This window comes from Vibrio navarrensis, from assembly GCF_000764325.1.
In the GTDB taxonomy this organism is placed as follows: Bacteria; Pseudomonadota; Gammaproteobacteria; order Enterobacterales; family Vibrionaceae; genus Vibrio; species Vibrio navarrensis.
Genome location: NZ_JMCG01000001.1, coordinates 946,681 through 960,085, shown reverse-complemented (window position 1 = coordinate 960,085; position 13,405 = coordinate 946,681). Strand labels below are relative to the sequence as shown.

Here is a 13,405-nt window from a genome sequence, read left to right as displayed (position 1 = left end):
TTTTTGATAAATTAAATTTTTTTTGAAAGCAGCATTTCGCTGCTTTCTTTATATTTATCAAATAGATAAATCAAGAAATTCCCACTCACGAGTTAAAAATCTGTTACAGACATATAGTTCAAACTGCTGAACAGGTTTATAATGCAAAAACTTTATTAAGCGATGACAGGATAAAGTATGCACAATCAACTGGTAGTAAAGCGCCTCGGTAGACAAGACTACTCCCCAGTCTGGCAGGCGATGCACCAATTCACCGACCAACGCAGCGAAGAGACCTGCGACGAAGTGTGGTTGGTGGAACACAACCCAGTGTTTACTCAGGGTCAAGCCGGGAAAGCCGAGCATTTGCTCAATACAGGAGACATCCCTGTGGTGCAAAGTGATCGAGGCGGACAGGTCACGTATCACGGACCGGGGCAATTGGTGGTCTACTTCTTGATTAACCTTCGTCGCAAAAAATTAGGGGTGCGCGATCTCGTCACTACGATAGAGAATCTCGTAATTAATACCCTAAAAGCCTACAATATCGATTCTGCAGCACGACCGGATGCTCCGGGCGTCTACGTGGATGGAAAAAAGATCTGCTCATTGGGCCTGCGTATCCGTAAAGGGTGCTCATTTCACGGTTTGGCTCTCAACGTCAATATGGATCTCTCCCCTTTCCTGCGTATCAACCCTTGCGGTTATCAAGGAATGGAAATGGTCCAAGTGAGTGAGCTTGGAGGCCCCAACGAACTTGCAACGATAGAGCAGCAACTAATCAAAGAACTGGTCAATTTGCTTGGTTACGAGCAAGTGACATTCAGCACAGAAGCAGAAGTAAGAGAAGCATGAGTAAACCAATTCAGATGGAAAAAGGCGTTAAATATCGTGACGCTGACAAAATGGCCCTGATTCCAGTCAAGAACATGCCGACTGAGCAGAAAGAGATGTTGCGCAAGCCCGCTTGGATGAAGATTAAACTGCCTTCTGACAGTCAGCGTATTCAAGACATCAAAGCGGCCATGCGTAAAAACAATCTTCATTCCGTTTGTGAAGAGGCTTCTTGTCCTAACCTTGCTGAATGTTTTAACCACGGCACCGCCACCTTTATGATCTTGGGCGCAATCTGCACCCGTCGCTGCCCATTCTGTGATGTAGCTCATGGCAGACCATTACCGCCAGAAGCGGAAGAGCCGACCAAGTTAGCCAAGACCATCGCCGACATGAAGCTCAAGTACGTGGTGGTGACATCGGTTGACCGTGACGATCTGCGCGATGGCGGCGCGAAACACTTTGCCAACTGTAACCGAGAAATCCGCGCACTCAATCCACACATTCGCATCGAAACACTGGTACCGGACTTTCGTGGCCGTATGGACGTTGCGTTAGAAGCATTGAAAGATAACCCGCCAGATGTGTTTAACCATAATTTGGAAACCGCGCCGCGTCTTTACCGTAAAGCGCGACCAGGTGCGAATTATCAGTGGTCACTGGATTTGCTGAAGAAATTCAAAGAGCAGCATCCTAGTGTGCCGACTAAATCAGGCCTGATGATGGGCCTAGGTGAAACCAAAGAAGAGATCATCGAAGTACTGAAAGATCTACGCGCGCACGGTGTCACCATGCTGACACTCGGCCAGTACTTGGCACCAAGCCGCCATCACCTCCCTGTTGAACGTTACGTTCCGCCAGAAGAGTTTGATGAACTGAAAGAGATCGCGTTAGAACTGGGCTTTACCCATGCCGCTTGTGGACCATTTGTACGCTCTTCCTACCATGCGGATATGCAAGCACAAGGACTGGAGGTCAAATAACCGTCCGTAGTGTTGCAAAGGCTGAATGTATATCACGTTCAGCCTTTTTATTTGTCTCATCTTATCTGCGCCACTGAGGTTTAACCTTGCTATGGGTTGCCATCCCTGCGCCATTTATATAGGCTTGATGCAAGTGCATATCATCTCAGTTGACTATGCTCATTAGCATTCCCAACACAAAGGATTTTATTGAATGAACAAGTTTGGATTTATCGCCCTGCTCTCTACGGCTCTACTGGTGGGCTGTGCGCAGCAAAATACCGCGCAAGATAATTATCGCGAAGCGTCTTTTGAATTGTGCAACACGGAAGTCAAAATCTATTCGGTGAGCAAAGATGGTCGTGTACGTATTGTCTGTGCCGATGGCGCGAAATTTGCGCTGAACAGCGAAGAAACGCTTAACACCATGCGTGACATCAATATCGATTATTGTGATGGTGAAGGGTTGGGTAAATTTAGCGAGACGTCAAGCTACTACTCATTCCAGTGTAAATCAGGCTCTTTGTTGAGTATCTCGAAAGAGAAGTAATCTCTATTCGATTGATTTTTCTGAGTAAACAAAAAGGCTTCCGCATGGGAAGCCTTTGTTTTATTGCTTTAATACTTATGCGTAAACCGGAAGACGCTGACAGATTTGCAAAACTTTCGCTTTGGTCGCTGCAATCACATCATCATTACCGATGTTATCTAGCACGTCACACATCCAGTTTGCTAACTCTGTCGCGTCAGCTTCAGTAAAGCCACGGCGAGTGATCGCTGGCGTACCAACACGAATACCAGAAGTCACAAACGGGCTACGTGGATCGTTTGGCACTGAGTTTTTGTTTACCGTAATGTTTGCTGCGCCAAGAGCGGCATCTGCATCTTTACCCGTGATCTCTTTGTCGATCAGATCAACAAGGAACAGATGGTTTTCAGTGCCGTTTGATACGATTTTGTAACCACGCGCTTGGAATTGTGCCACCATCGCTTTGGCATTTTTCACCACACGCTCTTGGTAAGCTTTGAACTCAGGTTCCATCGCTTCTTTAAACGCGACCGCTTTACCCGCGATCACGTGCATCAAAGGACCACCTTGACCACCAGGGAATACCGCTGAGTTCAGTTTTTTGTACATCTCTTCGCCCGCGTTTGACAAAATCAAACCACCGCGAGGACCAGCGAGCGTTTTGTGTGTTGTGGTGGTCACAACGTGCGCGTGTGGAACGGGTGTTGGGTAAACGCCTGCAGCAATTAGGCCGGCAACGTGCGCCATATCGACAAACAGATAAGCACCGACTTTATCCGCGATCTCACGCATGCGCTTCCAATCAACAATTTGAGAGTAGGCAGAGAAACCACCGATGATCATCTTCGGTTTGTGCTCAAGTGCCAGCGCTTCCATTTCGTCGTAATTGATTTGACCGGCTTCATCAATACCGTAAGGAATGACGTTGTAGTGTTTACCAGAGAAGTTAACTGGTGAACCGTGAGTCAAGTGACCGCCGTGTGCTAGGCTCATACCCAACACGGTATCGCCTGGATTAAGCAGTGCCATGTATACCGCGCTGTTCGCTTGAGAGCCAGAATGCGGCTGAACGTTTGCGTATTCACAACCAAACAGTTGGCAGGCACGGTCAATCGCCAGAGATTCGGCTTTATCCACGTACTCACAACCACCGTAGTAACGCTTACCTGGGTAGCCTTCTGCGTATTTGTTAGTTAGCTGAGAACCTTGCGCTTCCATTACACGTGGGCTGGTGTAGTTTTCAGAAGCAATCAGTTCGATGTGCTCTTCCTGACGAAGGGTTTCTTCCTGGATAGCTGCGAATAGCTCCGGATCGTAATCAGCGATATTCATATCACGCTTAAGCATCTGTATCTCCTGACTCAGATTAGACTGAAAGTTGCAAAAAAACTGTCAAATGACCCAACGCAAACGTTTTCGTCACCGTAATGGCGCGCATTCTACATAATTTGATCCAGGTCATAAAGAGAAAAGTTCACTTTTCTTATGCAGTTTTTTCATGATGACATTTGAGAAGATTCATCTTCACCAATGATGATGACAAGGATGCGACTTCAACTGTCAATTTTTGCGTTTTACACCCTGTAAAACAACAATTACATAGGTTTACCCTAATTTTAGTCGTCTAGCTACCGAAAAGATCAGCTTTTGACTACTATGCTCGCCCCTTCTTGCGCATTAAATTTAGGAACTGATGGAAAAACACTCACACAAAGAGGACTGGATTGCTATCTTGACCGGCACCTTTCTGGTCGCCCAAGGCGTCTTCTTTCTGCAATCGGCACATCTTCTCACTGGTGGCACAACGGGGCTCGCATTGCTGGTGTCCCAGTTTACTCCATTCACGTTTGGATTGTTGTACTTTTTGAGCAACTGCCCTTTCTATTTGCTTGCATGGCGACGTTATGGCAGACGATTTGCTTTTAATAGTGCCATTTCTGGCGCTTTAGTCTCTATTTTTGCCGATAACCTGTATTTAGTCATTTCTGTCGATAACATCCATCCGGTCTACTGCGCGATTACTGGCGGCCTTTTCATGGGATTGGGCATGCTTATCTTGTTTCGTCACCGTGCCAGTCTTGGTGGTTTTAATGTATTGTGTCTCTATGTTCAGGACAAATTCGGCATTTCGGTAGGAAAATCTCAGATGGCGATTGATGCGGCAATTCTGGCGGCGTCGTTTTTCTTTGTCACGCCAAACACGATTTTACTCTCGATTCTCGGTGCTTTCGCTTTAAACCTAGTGCTCGCCATGAATCATAAGCCCCACCGTTACAAGGTGAACTATTCTTGACGTCAAGCTTATGACGCGTTGTCCTGTTTTGGCCTATGAAAGTGCTATACACTATCAGCAGTGTTCATGACGTAACCCAGTGCGATGCAAGACTTTTTAACCACAGCAAAAGAGCAATCTGAACGCTTGTCTGTGAATCAGCAAAATCCGGTCACGACCACCATTTGGTTAGATTCACTACCGCTGTAAAAACAAAAGGCTTGGGTGAACCAAGCCTTTTTTGAGTCGCTTATTGGGGGTTAGCACTCAATCAGAAGAATCCGTGTCTCGTAAGGTCTGAGAATTTGATGATGGGACGCCATCGCAGAGGCCACATTCTGATAATTAGACAGCAAACATTTCGCCTGCTGCATGGCGAGATCCGAAGGTAGCACGCACTCGGTATCCACACCGTAATAGTTGTTGATACAGATCAGCTGCTGCTTAGCGTTGCGTCTTAGGTAAGCAAAAACCTGCTTGTGCTCTGGCAGTAAATCCAAGTAATCCCCATCGGTAATCACCGCTACTTGCTTGCGTAGCTCAATCAAACGCTTGTAGAAATAAAACACCGAGCCGAGATCCGCGACCGCCGCTTGAGCATTTACTTCAGGATAATTGCTGGCGACATCCAGCCACGGCTTACCACGTGTGAAGCCGGCATTCTCACTACCATCCCACTGCATTGGAGTACGCGAATTATCGCGAGATTTCTGCGCTAAAATCGCCATCATCTCCTCATGACTCACGCCTTGCTGCTGCACCATGATTTGATACATGTTGGTGCTTTCCACGTCACGGTACTGCTCAATATGACGGTAGCCCGGGTTGGTCATGCCAATCTCTTCACCTTGATAGACATAAGGCGTACCTTGCAACATGTGCACAGACGCAGCGAGCATTTTCGCCGACTCGACTCGATACCTCTGATCATCACCGAGGCGGCTGACAATTCTTGGCTGATCGTGGTTACACCAAAATATCGCGCCCCAGCCTTTGCCGTTAAGCCCGGTTTGCCAATGATTAAAGATCTGTTTGAGCTGAAGAAAATCAAACGGTGCTTTGGTCCATTTTTCCCCGTTGGGGTAATCCACTTTCAAGTGGTGGAAGTTAAACACCATCGACAATTCTTTGCCATCGAGCGAGGAATAGCGCTGGCAATGCTCCAGTGTGGTCGACGACATTTCGCCCACCGTGACACTGCCATACTGTTGAAACACTTCCGCACTGATCTCTTGCAGATACTCGTGAACCCGCGGCCCATCGGTGTAAAAACGGCGCCCATCACCGATATCATCACTGCAAAAATCCTGCTGCTTTGAAATCAGGTTGATCACATCAAGACGGAAGCCATCAACGCCTTTTTCTGCCCAAAAACGGATCACCTGCTTAACCTCTTCGCGCACCCCTGGGTTTTCCCAGTTCAAGTCGGCTTGCTCTTTGGCAAACAGATGCAGGTAATATTGCCCGGTATTCTCGTCCAACGCCCAAGCGCTGCCGCCAAACTTGGACTGCCAGTTATTCGGCACACCGCCATCAAGCGGATCTTTCCAGATGTAGTAATCGCGGTATGGGCTGTTTTTGTCCCCTAACGCAGATTGGAACCAATGATGCTCAGTCGAGGTATGGTTCACGACGATATCCATAATGACTCGGATGCCGCGCTCATGAGCCTGTGTGAGCAGGGCATCAAAGTCTGCCATGGTGCCAAATTCAGGGTTGATGGCGTAGTAGTCGGAAATATCATAACCGTTGTCGACCATTGGCGATTGGTACACGGGTGTGAGCCAAATAGCATCGACACCCAAGTGTTGCAGATAATCCAGTTTGCTGATGATCCCTTGCAGATCACCGGTGCCTTTATCGCCACTGTCGCAGAAACTTTTCGGATAGATCTGATAGATGGTGGCCGTTTTCCACCAGCTCATCTCTTGATTCGTTGTCGTCATGAAGTTGTTCTCACTTACCACAAAAATAAAGAAAAGGAGTGGCAAGCCGCCACTCCAAAAGGCATTGCGCTTAAGCGCTTACAAGGTCCAGTTCCCCTTTCGCCTGTGCACGCTTATAGAAGGCAAGCGTCAACACCGCTGGCAATGCGATAGCCACCAACATCGCCAGAGCATAAATTCCCCAGAACTGCGGCTGAATGGAAAGGATACCCGGCAAACCGCCGACTCCGATGCCGTTCGCCATCACTCCTGCACTGCCACAGATGGCCGCCGCGACAGCACTACCAATCATGGCGCAGAGCATTGGGAACTTGTATTTCAAGTTGATGCCGTACATCGCTGGCTCAGTCACCCCGAGGTAAGCCGAAATCGCGGCTGGAATAGAGATGTCACGCTCACCATGTTTTTTACTAATGATAATGATCCCAACCACCGCAGACGCTTGAGCAATATTTGAGAGCGCAATCAGAGGCCAGATCGGCGTGCCACCGAGCTCTTGCATCAGTTGCAGGTCAACCGCGTTGGTGGTGTGGTGGATACCTGTGATCACCAGCGGTGCGTAGAGGAAACCAAACACCATGGAGCCCAGCACGGCGAAATCGCCAGTCATCGCAGCTTTCGCCGCAATAGCAACCCAGTTACCTAGCTCACGACCAAATGGGCCAATGATTGAGTGCGCCAAAACAACCGACAGAATAATCGAGACAAACGGCACCACCACCAAATAGAGGTAAGAAGGGACAATGCGTTTGAGATTGGTTTCAATAAGAGCTAAGACAACCCCCGCCAGCATGGCTGGAATCACTTGAGCTTGGTAACCCACTTTCTCAATCACAAATAGACCAAAATCCCACACTTCCGGCGCTTGTTTACCGATGAGATAAGCATTCATCAATTGCGGCGACACCAGCGTGACACCCAAAGTGATACCGAGAATCGGTGTACCACCGAGTTTTTTCACCGTCGACCAACATACCCCGACCGGCAGGAAGAAGAAGATTGCTTCACCAATCAACCACAAGAAGGAATGCACGGTCGCCCAGAATTGGCTAATTTCCGTCAACGTTTGGCCATCAAACATCTTGATGTCGCCAATCACGTTTCTAAAACCGAGGATCAAACCGCCAGTGATAATGGCAGGCAGCAGCGGGACAAAAATTTCTGCCAAATGAGAGATCCCGCGCTCGAGAATGTTCATGTTTTGTCTAGCGGCTAATTTAGCGTCTTCTTTGCTGGCTTCACTTTTGCCCGAGATCTCAAGCAAAATTTTGTATACCGCATCGACTTCAGTACCAATCACCACTTGGAATTGGCCCGCATTGGTAAAGCAGCCCTTGACCATAGGCAATGCTTCTAGTTGTTTTACATCGGCAATCTCGGTGTCATTTAACACAAAGCGAAGACGTGTCAGACAATGGCTGACGCTAGCAATGTTGTCGCTACCCCCGACCAGCTCGATCAGACGTTGAACGTCTTGGCGCGCTATCTTACTCATAACTCTGTCCACCCTATTTTATGGATTTATGCAATTATAGTTGTTTTAATATGGGAACATTCCCATTTACAGATTAAATAGTGCCAGTTTTCATAAATAAACAAAATGGGAACAGTCCCATTAATTGAGTAGGATCACAGTAAATTGGAAAAGCGTTTTATAATGAAGTGCTTAGCGAATCAGTGGTGCTTGGGTAAGATGGGTGATGGTTTCGTGACCACTCAGTTGGGAAATCAACATCTTAGCGGCCTTTTCACCCGCTAGGTGATAGCCGGGATCAACGCTGAAGATCTTGGGAAAGAGAAAAGAGAGCAGCTCATTGCCACCAACACCTGTCACGCGAACCTCTTCACGTCCGAGTTCTTGTAGACGTTTGAGTACGCCCAGCGCCAAGGTATCACTGGCGCAGACAATCGCCTGCGTCTGCTCAGTGAGGACCTTGTCCACTAAACGATACGCGCTCTCATGGCTCAATTTGCCCGTTTGATAAACTGGCGACAGTTGATGTTGCTGACACCAGTTCCGATAAGCGTTGAGACGTGCCAGACCTGTGGTTCGGTCTTCAGGATTGACACCAATATACGCGATATGGCGCAAGGATTGAGCCAGCAAATGCTCCAGCGCCAGTTCAATCACGCGTTGGTTGTCGTAGTTAATTGAAGAGACCGAGGTCTCTTCGGTCGCAATCACCACCACGCGGTGTTGCCACTCGGCGACTTGCTGCATGTCACAATCGGTAAAGCCAAACAAGATCAACCCATCAACGTTGCGCCGCCGCAGTACATCTAAGTGTTCGTTAGTCTTTTCTCGATCGAACTGGCTCTCCATGATCACCACATCGTACCCGGCTTGGTAGAAGATATTGAGCATGGTGCTCACCGCACGATTTTCTGAGGGAGAATCGAGACGCGAGATGATAACACCCACCACTTTCTGGCTGCCACCTCGCATCGACTGCGCAGATTTCGACGGCACATAGCCCGACGCCGCAATCACTTCCTCCACTTTGGCACGCGTTTCTGGTTTGACTTTAGGGTCATTGGTCAGAACTCGCGACACGGTGGATTTCCCTACGCCGGACAAACGTGCGATGTCTAAAATGGTCAGCTTTTTATTCATATCGAGTCAAGATCACTCATTGGAGAAGAAAAAGGCCGCTTAGCGACCTTTGAGATGTTGTTTCACGTACTCGGGCACCTCACGGATGCTCTCCAGCACCGCCGTTGCCAGCGCCTCGCCTTGCTCTGTGAGCGGTTTTCCGGTCTTCACCAATAACTTGGTGCCGACACCAGCCGCGTCAGCGGCCATCATATCTTCCGCTTTGTCGCCCACCATAATCGAGTTGGCCATATCGATCTTCAAGAAATCACGCGCTGAGATAAACATGCCCGGCTTAGGCTTGCGGCAATCACAATCTTGCTTGTAGTCGCCAATACCGTGCTCGGCATGATGCGGGCAATAATAGATGCCGTCGAACTCAACCCCATTGTCAGCGAAATTCCAGTCCATCCATTGAGTCAAAGAGAGAAAGCGATCTTCACTAAACTTGCCACGCGCTATCCCCGACTGGTTGGTGACCAAAACCAGCAGGTAGCCCATCTCTTGCAGGGCTTTGGTCGCTGCGAATACACCATCGATGTATTCGAAATCATGCTCATCGTGAACATACCCATGATCGACGTTAATCACGCCATCACGATCTAAAAAAACAGCTGGTTTGGCCAAAATCTATATCTCTGTCAACAGGGTAACTTAAAGCGCGATTATAACCGAAAAGGCGACGTTTGCGAGTTTCAACTGCCACACAGCCAGCTCAATCGCTCTGCATAGACTATTCTTCTCTATCTAATGACGATTTGATTGGTAAACCGCTAAACGTTTGGACGTCTAGACGTAAAAATATCTATTGACTTGAAAACGTGAAAGCCATAGCATCATCTGAAAAGTGAGCCAGCGCTCAAAATATTATTCTGTTGTCCCTGCACAGGTATAAAAATGATTGAAATTAGTCAGGTAAATAAAGTGTTTTATCAAGGCAGTAAGGAAATACATGCTTTGAAAAACATCAACTTACATATCGAAGAAGGCACCATTTTTGGTGTTATCGGATCATCGGGTGCAGGGAAAAGCACGCTGATCCGCTGCGTCAACATGCTCGAAGCGCCAAGCAGCGGCCGCATTGTGGTGGACGGCGTTGATCTCACTACCCTCAGCAAAGCGCAACTGGGCGAAGCACGCCGCAACATTGGCATGATTTTCCAGCATTTTAATCTGCTTTCCTCACGCAGCGTGTTTGACAACGTTGCCCTGCCACTGGAACTGGCGGGCAAGAGCAAAGAACAGATCAAAGAGAAAGTGACGCAGTTGCTCAAACTGGTTGGCTTATCGGACAAACAGGAAAGTTACCCGGCCAATCTCAGCGGCGGGCAAAAGCAGCGCGTAGCGATTGCCCGCGCTTTGGCGAGCGATCCGAAAGTGCTGTTGTGCGACGAAGCCACCAGCGCACTCGATCCGGCGACCACGCAATCAATTTTGGAGCTATTGAAAGAGATCAACCGCAAGCTGAAAATCACCATGCTGCTTATTACGCATGAGATGGATGTGGTGAAAAGCATCTGCCATGAAGTGGCGATCATCGGTGACGGCGAACTGGTTGAAAAAGGCACGGTTGGCGAGATCTTCGCCCATCCGAAAACCGAATTGGCGCACGCGTTTATTCGCTCTACCTTGGATCTCTCCATTCCGGAAGATTACCAAGCACGCTTGCAGCCAAATCGTGTTGAAGGCAGCTACCCACTGGTCAGGCTGGAATTTACCGGAGCGACAGTGGACGCGCCGCTGGTGTCTCAGATCTCGCGTAAATTCAATATTGATATCAGCATTCTCAGCTCTGATCTCGATTACGCAGGCGGTGTCAAGTTCGGCATGATGGTCGCTGAGCTGTTTGGCAATGAAGAAGACGACAACGCCGCACTGGAATTTTTGCGCAAACATAACGTAAAAGTGGAGGTACTGGGTTATGTCCTTTAATACGATTGCACAGTGGCTGAGTTTAAATGGCGATCTCCTGCTGGGCGCAACTTGGCAAACCTTGTACATGGTGGCGGTGGCTGGCGTAGTCGGTTTTGCGATTGGCATTCCGCTTGGTGTGATTCTGCACACCAGTAAAAAAGGCGGCTTGTTGGAAAACACCAAACTTAACAAAATCCTTGGCGCCATCGTCAACGTAGGCCGCTCGGTGCCTTTTCTGGTGCTGATGGTGGCGATTATTCCGGTAACAAAATTACTGGTGGGCACCTTTATCGGCACCACCGCCGCCATCGTGCCGCTGACCATAGGGGCGATACCTTTTGTGGCTCGTTTGATTGAAGGCGCACTGCTGGAAGTGCCGTCGGGTCTGGTTGAAGCGGCGCAAGCCATGGGCGCTACGCCACTGCAAATTATTACCAAGGTACTGCTTCCTGAAGCGCTACCGACCATTGTTAACTCTGTCACTATCACCTTAGTGACGCTGGTCAGCTACTCCGCGATGGCAGGAACCGTTGGCGGTGGCGGCTTGGGCGATGTCGCCATCCGTTATGGTTTCCACCGCTACGACGTGGTGATCATGGCGGTGACTGTCGTCATGTTGATTGTGCTAGTACAGATTATTCAGTCTATCGGCGATGCAATTGTACGCCGCGTAGACCACCGCTAAGAATTGCAAGATAAAAATATAAGGAGATTTACGATGAAATTTAGCCTCAAAGGTTTATTGACGATTGCCGCCGCTGCCTCTGCACTGATTCTCTCTGGTTGTGGTGAAAAAGCCGCAGACAACAGCAAGATCAAAGTGGGCGTGATGGCAGGTGCCGAAGCCCAAGTTGCAGAAGTGGCGGCGAAAGTGGCCAAAGAAAAATATGGTCTAGATGTTGAGCTAGTGACCTTCACTGACTACGTCACACCAAACGCAGCGCTGGATGACGGCTCTATCGACGTCAACGCGTTCCAACACAAGCCGTACCTCGATCAACAAATCGCTGACCGTGGTTACAAACTGACTATCGCGGGCAACACCTTTGTTTACCCAATCGCGGGCTACTCAAAGCAAGTGAAATCGGTAGCAGAAATCCAAGACGGCGCGCGCATCGCGGTACCTAACGATCCAACCAACCTTGGTCGTTCACTGCTGCTGCTGGAGCAACAAGGCCTGATCAAACTGCGTGACAAAGTTGGTCTACTGGCTACCGTTCGTGACATCGTCGGTAACCCGAAAAACCTGACTATCGTCGAACTGGATGCCGCGCAGCTACCACGCTCACTGGACGACGTTGCTCTGTCTATCATCAACACCACTTACGCGAGCTCAATCAATTTGACTCCGCAAAAAGATGGCGTATTTGTGGAAGACAAAGAGTCACCTTACGTTAACCTGATCGTGGCGCGTCAAAACAACGTGCAAGCGGAAAACGTACAAAACTTTGTCAAAGCATACCAAACCGAAGAAGTGTACAAAGCGGCTTCTGAGATCTTCCAAGGCGGCGTGGTAAAAGGCTGGTAATTTCGCAAGCCGAAAGCAAGAAATCATTGGGGTTGACGTGTAAGCGTCAACCCTTTTTTTGTTCGGCAATTACTTTAAGTGATCCCAAGAGATATTGGAGACGATACGGCACGTATCGCATTTGAAGTGGAAGATGTCGTGCAGCGCCTGATCTTGTAGCCACTCACCGCCACATTTCGGACATTTTCGGCTCTGCTCGTCCGCCAGCGAGGTGCCACCAACCCGATACTGATAGTAATAAGTCGGGATCTGCGTGAGGTACTCGATCCGCCCGCGCAAATCCCAGCCGCGACGAAACAGCACACTGTCAACATCACAAATCTCGTGCAGCGCGGCGTGCTCAGCGCGGCAGCCGCCCGCCATCTGGATCTCATCACACGCTTGCCATTCCGTTTGCCATTTGATCACCGCTTTATGATCGCCATTTAACGTCGGACCATTACGATACAACGGAATCGGCAGCAAGGTTTCTCCGCTGCGCAGCGGAGAGCAGGTGTGTACATAGGTGGTGTAGAGGACTTGCCAGCTTGGTCTCTCTTCATCGGCCGCTTGTTCTGAGTTGATATCCCGCCCCAGCAAGCGCATTTTCGGCGCTAGAAGCGCGGCTTCAGACAAACGGTCCAAGCACACGCGCACAAAATCCGAATGGTAGCGAGGGTGCAAACTCTCTTTTTCCGGGCACACGGCGCGGACAAAAAACTCGCCATCGCCCATCACAATCGGAAACTCACGCCCCAGCACTTGGCCGTTATAGCGCAGCGCATCCATCAAACCGTTAATCGCTTTGTCGACCGCGCTCACTGTGGTGTTGTCAAAACATTCAAATTGCAATTCAACGACGTACATAC

Annotated in this window: 13 protein-coding genes; 7 read left to right on the top strand and 6 right to left on the bottom strand. The window is 49.0% G+C overall.

Annotation, left to right across the window (positions count from 1 at the left end; translation table 11 throughout):
* Positions 1-177 precede the first annotated feature (177 nt).
* The 3 genes from lipB to EA26_RS04245 all read left to right on the top strand — a co-directional run bounded on the left by lipB (position 178) and on the right by EA26_RS04245 (position 2,325).
* Positions 178-834, top strand: a complete 657-nt coding sequence (lipB, locus tag EA26_RS04255) for a lipoyl(octanoyl) transferase LipB (protein WP_039424509.1) — start codon at positions 178-180, stop codon at positions 832-834.
* Entirely contained in the window at positions 831-1,796 is a 966-nt protein-coding gene (lipA, locus tag EA26_RS04250) for a lipoyl synthase (RefSeq protein WP_039424507.1), read from the top strand. The genes lipB and lipA overlap by 4 nt, the downstream gene beginning before the upstream one ends.
* Positions 1,797-1,989: 193 nt before the next feature.
* Entirely contained in the window at positions 1,990-2,325 is a 336-nt protein-coding gene (locus EA26_RS04245) for a hypothetical protein (protein ID WP_039424504.1), read from the top strand.
* A gap of 75 nt (positions 2,326-2,400) precedes the next feature.
* Here EA26_RS04245 and glyA read toward each other — a convergent pair whose 3' ends face one another.
* Positions 2,401-3,651 (bottom strand): serine hydroxymethyltransferase, encoded by a 1,251-nt coding sequence (gene glyA / locus EA26_RS04240; protein WP_039424502.1) that lies wholly within the window; start codon positions 3,649-3,651, stop codon positions 2,401-2,403.
* Between the two features lie 346 nt (positions 3,652-3,997).
* Between glyA and EA26_RS04235 the strand changes: the two genes are divergently transcribed.
* On the top strand, positions 3,998-4,597 hold the full coding sequence (locus tag EA26_RS04235; protein ID WP_039424500.1) for a YitT family protein: 600 nt from the start codon (positions 3,998-4,000) through the stop codon (positions 4,595-4,597).
* A 239-nt stretch (positions 4,598-4,836) separates the two neighbouring features.
* Here the strand turns inward: EA26_RS04235 and treC are convergent, their stop codons facing one another.
* The 4 genes from treC to gmhB form a co-directional block, all read right to left on the bottom strand.
* Positions 4,837-6,522 carry an alpha,alpha-phosphotrehalase gene (treC, locus tag EA26_RS04230; RefSeq protein ID WP_039424497.1) on the bottom strand — a complete coding sequence of 562 codons (1,686 nt, stop codon included), beginning with the start codon at positions 6,520-6,522 and terminating at the stop codon, positions 4,837-4,839.
* 70 nt (positions 6,523-6,592) lie between these two features.
* Entirely contained in the window at positions 6,593-8,017 is a 1,425-nt protein-coding gene (gene treB / locus EA26_RS04225) for a PTS trehalose transporter subunit IIBC (protein ID WP_039424494.1), read from the bottom strand.
* Between the two features lie 171 nt (positions 8,018-8,188).
* Complete coding sequence (gene treR / locus EA26_RS04220) at positions 8,189-9,136, bottom strand: trehalose operon repressor TreR (protein ID WP_039424491.1); 948 nt, start codon at positions 9,134-9,136, stop codon at positions 8,189-8,191.
* Positions 9,137-9,175: 39 nt separating this feature from the next.
* On the bottom strand, positions 9,176-9,742 hold the full coding sequence (gene gmhB / locus EA26_RS04215) for a D-glycero-beta-D-manno-heptose 1,7-bisphosphate 7-phosphatase (protein ID WP_039424488.1): 567 nt from the start codon (positions 9,740-9,742) through the stop codon (positions 9,176-9,178).
* Between the two features lie 270 nt (positions 9,743-10,012).
* Here gmhB and metN point away from each other — a divergent pair, with 270 nt between their 5' ends.
* From metN to EA26_RS04200, 3 genes are read left to right on the top strand one after another with little or no spacing between them, the layout of a single operon-like run.
* Positions 10,013-11,047, top strand: coding sequence for a methionine ABC transporter ATP-binding protein MetN (metN, locus tag EA26_RS04210; protein ID WP_039424485.1), 1,035 nt, complete (start codon positions 10,013-10,015; stop codon positions 11,045-11,047).
* Positions 11,037-11,714 (top strand): methionine ABC transporter permease, encoded by a 678-nt coding sequence (locus EA26_RS04205; protein WP_039424482.1) that lies wholly within the window; start codon positions 11,037-11,039, stop codon positions 11,712-11,714. Before metN ends, EA26_RS04205 begins: the two co-directional genes overlap by 11 nt.
* 33 nt (positions 11,715-11,747) lie before the next feature.
* A complete protein-coding gene (locus EA26_RS04200; protein ID WP_039424478.1) occupies positions 11,748-12,557 on the top strand; it encodes a MetQ/NlpA family lipoprotein in 810 nt (269 codons plus the stop codon).
* Positions 12,558-12,626: 69 nt separating this feature from the next.
* Here EA26_RS04200 and EA26_RS04195 read toward each other — a convergent pair whose 3' ends face one another.
* Positions 12,627-13,403, bottom strand: coding sequence for a Zn-ribbon-containing protein (locus EA26_RS04195; RefSeq protein ID WP_039424475.1), 777 nt, complete (start codon positions 13,401-13,403; stop codon positions 12,627-12,629).
* Between the last annotated feature and the right edge of the window lie 2 nt (positions 13,404-13,405).